This window comes from Thioclava sp. F36-7 (genome assembly GCF_002020075.1).
GTDB lineage: Bacteria > Pseudomonadota > Alphaproteobacteria > Rhodobacterales > Rhodobacteraceae > Thioclava > Thioclava sediminum.
In genome coordinates, this window is the sequence record NZ_MPZR01000002.1 from 148,799 (window position 1) to 160,865 (window position 12,067).

Here is a 12,067-nt window from a genome sequence, read left to right on the forward strand (position 1 = left end):
CCCCCTCTGGGGGCCGTTTCTATGTCCGGGCTATCGTACCCATTTCTTTCGAGAAAATAGATTTCCTTTTGTATTCCAGTCACTTCACGGAATCCGGATTGGATGAGAGTTCCCTGTGTATATGTGTTTGAGTGAACACGGGGCGGGGCCAAAACGGCCTTTTGTGCGATGATTGGGCTCATATGTCGGGGTCATCGGCGCCAGATGGTGCCGCTGGAAATCAACCTGCTGATGAAAGGATTTCATCATGACCCGCAATCTTCTGACCACTGCCATCACGGCGCTTGCCCTTGCTGCCGGCTCCGCCGGGATCGCCTCGGCCGCCACGACCCAAGTCGGGGCCGACAATGGTACGGATCTGGGTGTCATCGCCCCTTCGATGACGCCGCAACCCCAAGCGTCGTCGATGGTCGTCAACGCCACTAATCAAGGCAAGACCCAGATCGCGGCGCAGCTGCAAACCTTCCCCGGCCTGAACAATGTCGATCCCACGCAATATTCGGTGGGTGAGTTGCAGAAGATGTTGCACGCGGCCCGTAACGGCGATGTCGCCAAGCTCGCCTATTACCGCAGCCACGCGGACCGGCAGCTGGGCGGTCCCGGCCTTGGTGAGACCACGCCGGGCAAGACCCAGATGGCCGAGCAGCTTGGGCTCAACCCCGATGATTACACCGTGGCCCAGCTCCAGCGCATCCAACATGACGTGCAGCGCGGACGTTACGGCGACGCCAATTACATCGTGACCCAAGGCGCCTCGTCGCAGCCCGCGATGATGCTGTTCGCGCCCAGCGCCCAATGAGCTGATATGAGCTGTCTCCACGAAAAGGGCGGTCCTCCGGGGCCGCCTTTTTCATGCGCTTTGACAGGGCGTTCAAAGCCTGTATCCCTGAGCGAAGACGATGGGAGAGACGATGCTCAAGACGCTGCACCATTACTACGAGGAGGATTCCCGCCGCGCCCATGCGTTTCGCTACGCGCTTCTGGCCTTCGACCTTGCCACGATCCTCTTCGTCATCGTCACCTCCTTCTTCCCGCACACGGTCACGATTGAAGTCATCGATGCGGTGATCGGCGTCGTGATCGTGGCGGATTTTCTCGCCCGCTACGCGATCTCAGGCGAGAAGGTCCGCTTTTGGACCCGTGCGGCGACATGGGCCGACATCATTGCGATCGGGTCGTTCCTCGCGCCGATCGCGGGTGAGGGGCTGGGCTTCTTGCGGATCCTGCGGACGTTGCGATTGCTGCATACCTATCAGCTCATGGCGCGGCTGCGTCATGACTTCAAATTCTTCCGCCATCATCAGGAAATCATCATCGCCGCGATCAATCTGGGCGTGTTCCTCTTCGTGATGACGGGGTTGATCTATGCCACGCAGGTTCGGATCAATCCGCAGATTTCGAACTATGCCGACGCGCTCTATTTCACCGTGACCACGCTGACGACGACGGGGTTCGGGGATATCACGCCCAAGGGCGAATGGGGGCGGATGATCTCGGTCGCCATCATGATCTTCGGCGTCACGCTATTCTTGCGGCTCGCGCAGGTGCTGTTCCGGCCCACGAAGGTACGCCATGAGTGCCCGACCTGCGGGCTGAGCCTGCACGACGCCGATGCGATCCACTGCAAACATTGCGGCGAGGTGATCCACATCGACACCGAAGGGCTGACCTGAGCTTCAGCAGGGCTTCGCGAGCACCATCACATACCACGGGCCCTTGCCATCGCGCTGGGGCACGACTGCCACGCCGATATGGGTGACCCCACGCAGCAGGATATTGCGACGATGGCCGGGCGAATGCATCCAGGCGTCGAACACCTCGCCCGGATCGCGCTGGCCCATCGCGACATTCTCGGCGATCAGGCAGGCGCGGAAGCCAGCCTTCGCCGCCCGCCTGAGCGGGGTCGATCCGTCCGAGCCCTTGTGATCGAAGAAGCCGCGCCGGGCCATGTCGCAGCCTTGCGTTGCTGCGGCCTGCGTCAATTGCGGATCCATCGCGAGCGCGTTCAGCCCCTGAGCTTGCCGCTGTTGCGAAGTCGCCTGCGCAATCTCGCGACCTTGGGCGGCATCGATGGCGCATTCGCCAGCTTGCGCCGCGAGGGGCAGCAGGCCGAGAAGCAATGCGAGCAGCGCGAGTGTGCGGATCAAACGAGCCTTCCCCAGAGATCGTATTCCGAGGCCTCATCGACCTCGACCGTCACGATATCACCGGGGCTGAGATTCTCGAAATCCTCATCGATGAACAGGTTGCCGTCGATCTCGGGCGCGTCTGCCTTGGTGCGGCAGGTGGCGCCTTCGGCATCGACCGCATCGACGATGACCTGTTGCACCGAGCCGACCTTGGCTTGCAGCTTCGCCTCGGAAATCGCCTGCGCCTTCTCCATGAAGCGGTTCCAACGATCCTGTTTCACCTCGTCAGGCACGTGATCGGGCAGGGTGTTGGAGCGCGCGCCCTCGACGTTTTCATATTGGAAGCAGCCGACGCGGTCGAGCTGCGCCTCGTCCATCCAGTCGAGCAGATATTGGAACTCGTCCTCGGTCTCGCCGGGATAGCCCACGATGAAGGTCGAGCGCAGCGTGATATCCGGGCAGGCCGCGCGCCACGCCGCGATCTCGTCGAGCGTCTTGGCCGAGGCCGCGGGCCGCGCCATCCGCTTGAGCACATCCGGGTGGGCGTGCTGGAACGGAATATCCAGATAAGGCAGAACGCCGCCGCCATTCTCCTGCGCCTCCGCCATCAGCGGGATCAGGTTGCGCACATGCGGGTAGGGGTAGACGTAATGCAGCCGCACCCAAGCGCCGAGCGAGCCCAGATCCCGCGCGAGATCGGTGATATGCGCGCGGTGGCCCCGCTCCTCCGCGTGTTTGATATCGACGCCGTAAGCGGACGTGTCCTGCGAGATCACCAGCAATTCGCGCACGCCCGCGCTGACCAGTTTCTCGGCCTCGCGCACGATCGCATGGGCCGGGCGGCTGACGAGGCGGCCGCGCATGTCGGGGATGATGCAGAACTTGCACTTGTGGTTACAGCCCTCGGAAATCTTCAGGTAGCTGTAATGGCGCGGCGTCAGCTTCACGCCGGCGGCGGGCAGAAGATCGACGAAGGGATCGGGATCGGGCGGCACGGCGGCATGGACCGCGTCCAGCACCTGCTCGTATTGATGCGGGCCGGTCACGGCGAGCACGGAAGGGTGCGTGCCGGTGATGTATTCGGGCTCTGCGCCCAGACAGCCGGTCACGATGACCCGGCCGTTTTCATTCAGCGCCTCGCCGATGGCCTCGAGGCTTTCCGCCTTGGCGCTGTCGAGAAACCCGCAGGTATTCACGATCACCGCATCCGCGCCCGCGTAATCGGGCGAGATCGCGTAGCCCTCGGCGCGCAGCCGCGTCAGGATGCGTTCGCTGTCGACCAGTGCCTTGGGGCAGCCAAGCGAGACCATCCCGATCAGCGGCTGACCGGGGCGGGGGGCATCCGAGATGCGCGCGCGGGGCGCGAGATCGGGACGCAGGTTCGGAGGGTTTGTGCTCATGGCGCGCGATATAGCCCTTGCAGAGCGTTCCGAAAAGCCCCCCGCGCTATGAGCGGCATTCGTGATGGATTGGGCTGCATTTCGGCCCTACTCGCGCCGGACGAGAAAACGCTTGCCAGATCAGGTATATTTAAAGTTGAATATTTGAAGCTGTTTTCGAAACGGCACAGCCGAAGCGTGGTCGGGAAGGGAGAGCCTGCCTGCGCGACAAACCGGCTCAGAGGGAGGAAACTTATGAAGAAGTTTGAATTACCCCGTTTTGCGGGGCTGGTTTCGCTGTGCCTCGCGTTGGGCGTTCCGGGCGTCGCCAGCGCGACCGAGGGCTACTTCGCCCTTGCCTACGGACCCGCGCAGCGCGGCGTCGGCGGGGCCGGGGTGGCTTATTCGGTCGACCCGATGTCAGCGGCGATCAACCCCGCGAATATCGCCGATATCGGCCACGCGATGACCTTCGGGCTCGAGGCGTTCTCGCCGCGGAGGGGGTTCGACTCGACTGGAGCCTATCCGTTGCCTGACGGTGGGGCGGAGTCGGGGCACGACTGGTTCGCGATCCCGAATTTCGGCTATAACCGCCCGCTGGAAGGCGGCGGCGCGCTGAATGTCATGGTCTATGGCAATGGCGGGATGAATACGAGCTATCCCGATGTTGCGAACCCGAACTGCGGGCCAATGTCTCCGAGCACCTCCGGCATCTTCTGCGATGGCAAGGCGGGCGTCGATCTGATGCAGCTCTTCGTTTCGGTCGGCTACGGGCGCAAGGACGGAAATTTCAGCTGGGGTATCGCGCCGACATTCGCTGTGCAGCGCTTTGCGGCGCGTGGTCTGTCGATGTTCGATAACCCTATGTTCTCCGAGCCACCGCCGGGGAACCTCTCGAACAACGGCTACGATATCTCCACTGGGTTCGGCCTGCGCGCCGGTCTGAAATACGAGATTTCGCCGCAGGTCACGGTAGGCGTCGCGGGGCAGACTCGCTTCAAGATGACGAAATTCGACAAATATGCCGGGCTTTTCGAGGATGGCGGCAGTTTCGACATTCCCGCCTCGATCAGCGCGGGCGTCACCTTCAAGCCGCGCAGCGATCTGGCGCTGATGCTGGACTACCAGCGGATCTTCTACAGCAATATCGCTGCGGTCGGGAACTCCAATACCAACGGGCTTTTCGGGGCCAAGGGCGGCGCGGGCTTTGGCTGGGACGATGTGGATGTCTTCCGGATCGGCGCGGAGTGGCAGCAGACGCCGGACATGACGTGGCGCGCGGGTTATGCCTACGCGACGAACCCGATCGGCAAGGAGGACGTGATGCTGGGCGTGCTCGCCCCCGGTGTGGTCGAGCATCATTTCAGCTTCGGCGGGGCGAAGAAGCTCAACGAGCGCGACACGTTCGATTTCGCGATCAACTACGTTGCGCCGCATAAGGTCAAAGGGCCGGGCATGTTCGGCGGCGATATCGAATTGGACATGCATCAGTTCTCGGCCTCGGTGGGCTGGACCCGGCGGTTCTGACCCTCGGCCATCAACCAAAGAAAAAGGGCGCCTCGCGGGGCGCCCTTCGTCATTCGTATCGCGGTTGCCTCAACGGCGACGGTCGCGGCGCGAGCTCATCGGCTGGAAAGCGACGCCGACATGGGCTTCGCAATAGGGTTTGCCGGATTGGCTCGGAAGGCCGCAGAACCAGAATTCCTCGGTCGCGGGGTCGCCGATCGGCCATTTGCAGGTGCGCTCGGTCAGCTCCATCAGGCCAAGCTTCTTGGCGTGTTTCTCGACCTCACCGACCTTGGCCAGCGCGGCCGGGTCGATCTCGTTGGCGGAGGGCTGCGGCGGAAGCGGCTGACCGGCGGGGATGATCGCCTTGCGCGCCGGCGAGACCGCGGGCGTTGCAGCCTGTGCGGGCGCGGGGCTTGCCGGTTTCGCGGCGGGCTTGGGCTCGGGCGCCTCGGCTGCGGGCTGCGCGGCGGGCTTCTCGGCCTTCGCCTCGACCTTCTCGGGCTTGGCTTTCGGCTCGGGTTTCGCGGGCTCTGCTGCGCCGCCGGTGCGGTTCGACAGGCCGAGGCGATGCACCTTGCCGATCACCGCGTTGCGCGTCACACCGCCCAGCTCTTTCGCGATCTGGCTGGCCGACTGGCCTTCGGTCCACATCTTCTTGAGCAATTCGACGCGTTCATCGGTCCAGGACATGGGCATCCTTCCTTGGTTTCCTGCAAGTCCGTCTTGCAGGCCATTCCAGTTTCAATCCCTATTTTAGCGGGAGAGCGCAGAGATACAATCGCGAGGCCCGCTTTTCAAGGCCCGCGAGGACGTCCGGAGCAGTGCGCAAGCGGGAAACCAGCTGTGCGCGGGCTACGTTGAGATGCGGGCCGCGAGCGTGTAGGGAGCGGGCAACAACGGGAGTATCAGGATGTACGAGATCGGTGTGCGCCGTTTTGGCGCGGTGAACTGGATGGGCCTGCGGATGCTGGGGTGGCGCGAGATTCGCCGCTTTCTCGCGGTCTGGCAGCAGACGGTGCTGGCGCCGCTGATCACCGCCGGTCTGTTCCTGACCGTCTTCGCGCTGGCCTTCGGGCGCAACCGCGCCGACGTTCTGGGTGTCGATTTCCTGCATTTCATCGCGCCGGGCATCCTGATGATGACGGTGATCCAGAACGCTTTTGCCAACACATCTAGCTCGATCGTGATCGCGAAGGTGCAGGGCAATATCGTCGACACGCTGATGCCGCCGCTTGCGCCGTGGGAAATCCTCGTGGGGTATCTGACCGGCGCGGTGGCGCGGGCGCTGATCGTGGCCGTGGTGATCTGGCTCGGGCTGTTCGCGGTGCTGGGGCAGGGGATCGCGCATCCGTTCTGGGCGATTGCGGCTGTCGTGCTGGGGGCAGCGTTTCTTGGCGGTCTGGGCATTCTGGCGGCCGTCTTCGCCGACAAGTTCGACCAGATGGCGGCGATCACCAACTTCATCATCACGCCGCTGTCGTTCCTGTCGGGCACGTTCTATTCGGCCAAGGCGCTGCCGCCGGCCTTCCAGATCCTGACCCATTACAACCCGGTCTTCTACCTGATCGACATGGCCCGCTTCGGGTTCCTGGGCGTGTCAGACGCCTCGCCGTGGCACGGATTGGCCGTGATCTGCGCCGCGCTGGTCGTGGTTCTGGGGCTCGGCTGGTACTGGCTGCGCATCGGCTATCGCATGAAGCCCTAAGCCGCGCTTAAGCGGCGCGTGGCCGTTCAGGCCGAATGCGCGCCGCCCGCGAGGCCCTTCACGAAGTCCAGCACCTCCGCCACCGGCTTGCCTTCGGCGATCTCTTTCACGATGGCCGAGCCCACGACGCAGCCATCGGCCACGCCTGCAATGGTTTTGGCAGCCTCGGGGGTGGTGATGCCGAACCCCACGATCACCGGCAGATCGGTCTTCGCCTTGATCCGGGCGACTTCCGGACCGACCTCGGTCGCCTGCGCGGCCTGAGAGCCGGTAATCCCCGTCACCGAGACGTAATAGACGAAGCCCGAGGTGTTCTGCAGAACCTTCGGCAGACGCTTGTCATCGGTCGTCGGCGTCGCGAGGCGGATGAAGTTGATCCCGGCAGCCTGCGCGGGGATGCAAAGCTCGACATCTTCCTCGGGCGGCAGGTCGACCACGATCAGCCCGTCGATCCCGGCAGCCTTCGCGTCTTCGAGGAAGCGATCGACGCCGCGCGAATAGATCGGGTTGTAATAGCCCATCAGCACGATCGGCGTGGTGTCGTCGGTCTTGCGGAACTCCGCCGCCATATCGAGCGTCTTCTGCAGCGTTTGCCCACCGTCGAGCGCGCGCTGGCCCGCCAGCTGGATCGTCGGGCCGTCGGCCATCGGATCGGTGAAGGGCACGCCCAGCTCGATGATATCGACGCCTGCCGCCGGCAGCCCCTTCATCACCTCGAGCGAGGTTTCCAGATCCGGGTCGCCCGCCATGATGTAGGAGACGAAGGCTTTCTTGCCCTCTTCCTTGAGGCTGGCGAATTTGGCGTCGATGCGAGTCATGGCGTCCCTCCGGCTGGTCCCGAAGCGGTTTGCGCGAAGAGGGCGGGAAAATCAATGCCTCGCGCGCGGTCTAGTGTTGTAGCGACGTCCCAGACGGCCCGCGCCTACATCTTTGCCGGACCGTTGATCATCCACGCCGTTCCGAAACGGTCGCGCAGCATTCCGAACCCGTCGGCCCAGAACGTGTCGTCGAAGGGCATCATGACCTCCTCGGCCCCGTCCATCAGCCGCTCGAAGATCGCCTTCGCGGCCTCCCGGCTCTCCGAGACATGCGAGATCGAGACCGAGCTTTGCGGGCGATCGCGCCCCTCGGGCCAGTCCGAGGCCATCAGCGCGCCATCGCCGAGTTTGATCAGCGCATGCATGATCCGCGCCTTGCCTGCCTCGCTCATGCCTTCGCTGGCCTCGGGCATGTCGCCATAGCGCATGAGGAAGGGCGGCTCGGTGCCGAAGAGTTCGGCATAGAAGCGCATCGCCTCTTCGCAGTTTCCTTGAAAGTGGATGTAGGGTTCGAAACTCATCGCGGTCACCTCCCTGAACAAGAAGGCCAGCCTATCACGATTCCGGCCCTCGCGCGCGCTTGCACCGGGGGCGGCCAATGAATAAGAAGCGCGCAGCCACAAACAGGAGGGCGAAATGGGTTTCAAGATGGGTATCGTGGGTCTGCCGAACGTGGGCAAATCCACCCTCTTCAACGCGCTGACCAAAACGGCGGCCGCGCAGGCGGCGAATTTCCCCTTCTGCACGATCGAGCCGAATGTCGGCGAAGTTGCCGTTCCCGATGAGCGGATCGACACGCTGGCCCAGATCGCAGGCTCGAAAGAGATCATCCCGACCCGCATGACCTTCGTCGATATCGCGGGCCTCGTGAAAGGCGCCTCGAAAGGGGAGGGCCTCGGCAACCAGTTCCTCGCCAATATCCGCGAAGTTGATGCCATCGCCCATGTGCTGCGCTGCTTTGAAGATGGCGACGTGACCCATGTGGAGGGCCGCGTCGATCCGGTGGCCGATGCCGAGACCATCGAGACCGAGCTGATGATCGCCGATCTCGAAAGCCTCGAGAAGCGTATCGCGAACCTCGCCCGCAAGGTGAAATCCGGTGACAAGGAAGCGAAAGAGGCAATGCGCCTTCTGGATCAGGCGAAAGAGGCTCTGGAAGCTGGTCGCCCCGCGCGCACCGTCGAAGTCTCCGAGGACGACCGCAAGGCGTGGAACATGCTGCAGCTGCTGACCGCCAAGCCGGTTCTCTATGTCTGCAATGTCGAGGAAGGCTCCGCCGCAACCGGCAACTCGAAATCCGAGGCCGTGGCGAAGATGGCCGCCGAGCAGGGCGCGGGCACCGTGGTGATCTCGGCCAAGATCGAAGAGGAAATTTCGCAGCTCGACGCCGAAGAAGCCGAGATGTTCCTCGAAGAGATGGGTCTGGAAGAGGCCGGTCTCGACCGGCTGATCCGCGCGGGCTACGACCTTCTGGGCCTGCAGACCTATTTCACAGTCGGCCCGAAAGAGGCCCGCGCCTGGACGATCCGCAAGGGCACGCTGGCCCCGGCGGCGGCGGGCGTCATCCACGGCGATTTCGAACGCGGCTTCATCCGCGCCGAGACCGTCTCCTACGATGACTACGTCGCCAACAAGGGCGAAGCGGGCGCGAAAGAGGCGGGCAAGTTCCGCGTCGAGGGCAAGACCTACGAAGTGAAGGACGGCGACGTCCTGCACTTCCTGTTCAACGCGTGAACCTCGGCTGGGGGCGTTACTTCTTCGCCCCCGCCTTGACCTCCGTGATCGCGTCGGCATCCACCATCTGCCACGGCATTCCCGCATTGCGGTAGAGCCGCTTGGCCTTGTCGGGATAGTCGCCCACGTCATGGGTTAGGCGCTGCCCGACCACGAGCAGCCGCAACATCTCCGTCCCGGTATTCTCGACCGTATGGGCCGCGCCGCCCGCGCGGTAGCCGATGAAATCGCCCGGCCCGATCGCGTGACGCTCTTCGCCGATCCGCGCGGTCGCCTCCCCGCTGAGGACGAAGATCGCCTCGTCCTCGTGGTGGTGGCGGTGAAACTCGGTGGTCTCGCAGCCGGGCTCCACTTCGATGATATGCACCCCGATCCCGGTCAGCCCCGTCGCATCGCCAAGGCTCTTGTTGATCCGCCGCGCGTTCGGGTTGAGGAAATGCGTCTTGGCCAACCCTTCCATCGCCGCGATCTCATCGGCCCGGATCAGATACCGGTCTTCGCTCATCGCGCCCCTCCTTCTCCTTGATCCAAATATCCCCGCCGGAGGCTTCCGCAGTCTCAGCCAGCGATCCGGGCCAGGATAGCAGAGACATCGCTGCCCGCCATCGCCCCCGTGGTCCGGCCTGCCTCGCCCGCGAGTCGGGTCGCGACGAAGGCGTCGCTCACCGCCGCAGGTGCATGTCGGATCAACAGCGATGCGGTCAGGAGCAGCGCGAGCCGTTCCGCGAACCAGCGCGCCTCGGCCTCGGGCGGGAGCGCAGGCCAGCGGGCGAGGTGATCGGCCAGCGCCGCGTCATAGCGCGGATCCGAGCCGCGCGCTGCGTACAGCTCGGTGCGCAGCATCTCCGCCGCCAGTGGTTCTTTCGCCAGCGTACGCAGGATGTCGAGGCAAATCACATTGCCCGAGCCTTCCCAGATGCCGTTCAGCGGGGCCTCGCGATAGAGCATCGGCATCGGCGTGTCCTCGACGTAACCGATGCCGCCCAGCACCTCCATCGCCTCATAGGTCACGACGGGGCAGCGCTTGTTGCCGTAGTATTTCGCCAGCGCCACGCCGATCCGGGCGAAGGCGCGATCTTCGGGGCGGGCGCTGTCGAAGGCCTCCGCCACCCGCATCCCCAGCGTCAGCGCGCCTTCCCAATCCAGCGTCAGATCGGCCAGCACCGCGCGCATCAGCGGCTGGTCGATCAGGCGGCGCTGAAAGGCGGAGCGATGCGTCGCCCAGTGATGCGCCTCGGAGATCGCGGCGCGCATCAGCCCCGCAGGCGCGAGCGCGGTGTCGAGCCGGGTGTGATGCACCATCTCGATGATCGTGGCGACGCCCCGGCCTTCCTCGCCCAGAAGATGCGCCACCGCGCCCTCATATTCGATCTCGGAGGACGCGTTGGAGCGATTGCCCAGCTTGTCCTTCAGCCGCTGGATGCGGATCGCGTTGCGCTCGCCTTCCAGCCATCGCGGAACGAGGAAGCAACTGAGCCCCTTGTCGGTCTGCGCCAGCGTCAGGAAGCCGTCCGACATCGGCGCAGAGCAGAACCACTTGTGCCCGGTCAGCCGCCAATGCCCGTCCGCCGGCTCGGCCCGCGTGGTGTTCGCGCGCACGTCCGAGCCGCCCTGCTTCTCGGTCATCGCCATGCCAAGCGTCGCGCCGGTCTTCTCGCCCACCGGCAGCACGCGCGGATCGTAGCTGCGCGCGGTCAGTTTCGGGCGCCAGAGTGCGGCGATCTCGGGCGTGGCGTCGAGTGCGGGCACGGCGGCATAAGTCATCGTCATCGGGCAGCAACTGCCGGGCTCGATCTGGCTCGCGAGATAGACCATCGCGGCATGGGTGGCATGGCCGCCATTCGCGCCTTCCCACGGCAGCGCGGCATAGCCCGCGCCGATCCCGGCCTCCATGAAGCGATGATAGGCGGGATGAAAGCGCACCTCGTCGAGCCGCCGCCCGCCCATATCGAACAGGCGCAGCTCCGGCAGGTGGCGGTTCGCGTCGCGGCCCGCCTCGCGCATCTCCGTGGTGCCGAGCGTCTGGCCGTAATCCGACAGCGCCTCGATCTGACCGTCCGCCCGCGCCACGGCCTCGCGCAGCGGTGCGTCCGTGGCGTAGAGATCGACGTCGCCACGTGCGGGCGGCTGGTTCTCGACGCGGTGGGTTGGCAGATCGGCGCGGGGATCGGGTGTGGTCATGGTCGGCTCCTCCTGATCCGGATGGTAGGCTTGCGCCGTAGAACATGCGAGCGAAACGCGGCGGCAGGGCTTTTCTCGCGGCCGCCGCCGCCTAGATCAGGCCCGAAAGGGAGACCCATCATGAGCAACTGGCAGAAATCCGACGAGGCGATCGCGAAGCTCACCCCCGAGCAATACCGCGTCACCCAGCAGAACGGCACCGAGCGGCCCTTCACCGGCGAATATGACAACCACGCCGCCAAGGGCATCTATGTCGACGTGGTCTCGGGCGAGCCGCTTTTCGCCTCCTCGACCAAATACAACGCGGGCTGCGGCTGGCCGTCCTTCACCAAACCGCTGATCGACGATCATGTCGTAGAGTTGACCGATACCAGCCACGGCATGACCCGCGTCGAAGTGCGCTCGAAAAACGGCGACAGCCATCTGGGCCACGTCTTCCCCGACGGCCCGCGCGATCAGGGCGGTCTGCGCTATTGCATCAACTCCGCCTCGCTGCGCTTCGTGCCTTACGAGGAGATGGAGGCCGAGGGCTACGGCGACTACATGGACCGGGTCGAGTAAGCACGACGTCAAACGAAGCACCGGGTCAGGGGCCTTTACCTTCCCGCGGCC

Annotated in this window: 13 protein-coding genes; 6 read left to right on the forward strand and 7 right to left on the reverse strand. The window is 64.4% G+C overall.

Going from position 1 to position 12,067, the window contains the following annotated elements; translation table 11 throughout:
- Positions 1–247: 247 nt before the first annotated feature.
- Entirely contained in the window at positions 248–799 is a 552-nt protein-coding gene (locus tag BMI89_RS03595) for a hypothetical protein (protein ID WP_078569870.1), read from the forward strand.
- Between the two features lie 112 nt (positions 800–911).
- Positions 912–1,673: an ion channel gene (locus BMI89_RS03600; protein WP_078542387.1), complete on the forward strand. Its 762-nt coding sequence runs from the start codon at positions 912–914 to the stop codon at positions 1,671–1,673.
- 3 nt (positions 1,674–1,676) lie between these two features.
- On the opposite strand, the gene BMI89_RS03605 is transcribed toward BMI89_RS03600, so the two are convergent.
- Complete coding sequence (locus BMI89_RS03605) at positions 1,677–2,147, reverse strand: CAP domain-containing protein (protein ID WP_078569871.1); 471 nt, start codon at positions 2,145–2,147, stop codon at positions 1,677–1,679.
- Positions 2,144–3,529: a 30S ribosomal protein S12 methylthiotransferase RimO gene (rimO, locus tag BMI89_RS03610; RefSeq protein WP_078548796.1), complete on the reverse strand. Its 1,386-nt coding sequence runs from the start codon at positions 3,527–3,529 to the stop codon at positions 2,144–2,146. The genes BMI89_RS03605 and rimO overlap by 4 nt, the downstream gene beginning before the upstream one ends.
- Before the next feature lie 234 nt (positions 3,530–3,763).
- Between rimO and BMI89_RS03615 the strand changes: the two genes are divergently transcribed.
- Positions 3,764–5,035 carry an outer membrane protein transport protein gene (locus tag BMI89_RS03615; protein WP_078569872.1) on the forward strand — a complete coding sequence of 424 codons (1,272 nt, stop codon included), beginning with the start codon at positions 3,764–3,766 and terminating at the stop codon, positions 5,033–5,035.
- Between the two features lie 69 nt (positions 5,036–5,104).
- On the opposite strand, the gene BMI89_RS03620 is transcribed toward BMI89_RS03615, so the two are convergent.
- Positions 5,105–5,707 (reverse strand): GcrA family cell cycle regulator, encoded by a 603-nt coding sequence (locus BMI89_RS03620; RefSeq protein ID WP_078522589.1) that lies wholly within the window; start codon positions 5,705–5,707, stop codon positions 5,105–5,107.
- Positions 5,708–5,927: 220 nt separating this feature from the next.
- Between BMI89_RS03620 and BMI89_RS03625 the strand changes: the two genes are divergently transcribed.
- Positions 5,928–6,722, forward strand: coding sequence for an ABC transporter permease (locus BMI89_RS03625; protein ID WP_078548792.1), 795 nt, complete (start codon positions 5,928–5,930; stop codon positions 6,720–6,722).
- A gap of 26 nt (positions 6,723–6,748) precedes the next feature.
- Here BMI89_RS03625 and trpA read toward each other — a convergent pair whose 3' ends face one another.
- Positions 6,749–7,540 (reverse strand): tryptophan synthase subunit alpha, encoded by a 792-nt coding sequence (gene trpA / locus BMI89_RS03630; protein WP_078522591.1) that lies wholly within the window; start codon positions 7,538–7,540, stop codon positions 6,749–6,751.
- Between the two features lie 104 nt (positions 7,541–7,644).
- On the reverse strand, positions 7,645–8,061 hold the full coding sequence (locus BMI89_RS03635) for a VOC family protein (protein WP_078569873.1): 417 nt from the start codon (positions 8,059–8,061) through the stop codon (positions 7,645–7,647).
- 115 nt (positions 8,062–8,176) lie between these two features.
- On the opposite strand from BMI89_RS03635, the gene ychF reads away from it, so the two are divergent.
- Positions 8,177–9,274 (forward strand): redox-regulated ATPase YchF, encoded by a 1,098-nt coding sequence (gene ychF, locus BMI89_RS03640; protein WP_078569874.1) that lies wholly within the window; start codon positions 8,177–8,179, stop codon positions 9,272–9,274.
- Positions 9,275–9,290: 16 nt separating this feature from the next.
- Here the strand turns inward: ychF and BMI89_RS03645 are convergent, their stop codons facing one another.
- Complete coding sequence (locus BMI89_RS03645; RefSeq protein ID WP_078569875.1) at positions 9,291–9,779, reverse strand: cupin domain-containing protein; 489 nt, start codon at positions 9,777–9,779, stop codon at positions 9,291–9,293.
- Positions 9,780–9,832: 53 nt separating this feature from the next.
- The gene (locus tag BMI89_RS03650; RefSeq protein WP_078569876.1) at positions 9,833–11,455 is read right to left on the reverse strand and encodes an acyl-CoA dehydrogenase family protein; all 1,623 of its coding nucleotides are present in this window, start codon (positions 11,453–11,455) and stop codon (positions 9,833–9,835) included.
- Between the two features lie 120 nt (positions 11,456–11,575).
- On the opposite strand from BMI89_RS03650, the gene msrB reads away from it, so the two are divergent.
- Positions 11,576–12,016 carry a peptide-methionine (R)-S-oxide reductase MsrB gene (msrB, locus tag BMI89_RS03655; protein WP_078542149.1) on the forward strand — a complete coding sequence of 147 codons (441 nt, stop codon included), beginning with the start codon at positions 11,576–11,578 and terminating at the stop codon, positions 12,014–12,016.
- Positions 12,017–12,067 lie beyond the last annotated feature (51 nt).

Bases quoted from the DNA above. Each gene is read 5' to 3' on its own strand.
- BMI89_RS03625 (WP_078548792.1), top strand. From the start codon at position 5,928: ATGTACGAGATCGGTGTGCGCCGTTTTGGCGCGGTGAACTGGATGGGC.
- BMI89_RS03600 (WP_078542387.1), top strand. From the start codon at position 912: ATGCTCAAGACGCTGCACCATTACTACGAGGAGGATTCCCGCCGCGCC.
- msrB (WP_078542149.1), top strand. From the start codon at position 11,576: ATGAGCAACTGGCAGAAATCCGACGAGGCGATCGCGAAGCTCACCCCC.
- BMI89_RS03615 (WP_078569872.1), top strand. From the start codon at position 3,764: ATGAAGAAGTTTGAATTACCCCGTTTTGCGGGGCTGGTTTCGCTGTGC.
- BMI89_RS03595 (WP_078569870.1), top strand. From the start codon at position 248: ATGACCCGCAATCTTCTGACCACTGCCATCACGGCGCTTGCCCTTGCT.
- BMI89_RS03645 (WP_078569875.1), bottom strand. From the start codon at position 9,779: ATGAGCGAAGACCGGTATCTGATCCGGGCCGATGAGATCGCGGCGATG.
- trpA (WP_078522591.1), bottom strand. From the start codon at position 7,540: ATGACTCGCATCGACGCCAAATTCGCCAGCCTCAAGGAAGAGGGCAAG.
- BMI89_RS03635 (WP_078569873.1), bottom strand. From the start codon at position 8,061: ATGAGTTTCGAACCCTACATCCACTTTCAAGGAAACTGCGAAGAGGCG.
- rimO (WP_078548796.1), bottom strand. From the start codon at position 3,529: ATGAGCACAAACCCTCCGAACCTGCGTCCCGATCTCGCGCCCCGCGCG.
- ychF (WP_078569874.1), top strand. From the start codon at position 8,177: ATGGGTTTCAAGATGGGTATCGTGGGTCTGCCGAACGTGGGCAAATCC.
- BMI89_RS03620 (WP_078522589.1), bottom strand. From the start codon at position 5,707: ATGTCCTGGACCGATGAACGCGTCGAATTGCTCAAGAAGATGTGGACC.
- BMI89_RS03650 (WP_078569876.1), bottom strand. From the start codon at position 11,455: ATGACCACACCCGATCCCCGCGCCGATCTGCCAACCCACCGCGTCGAG.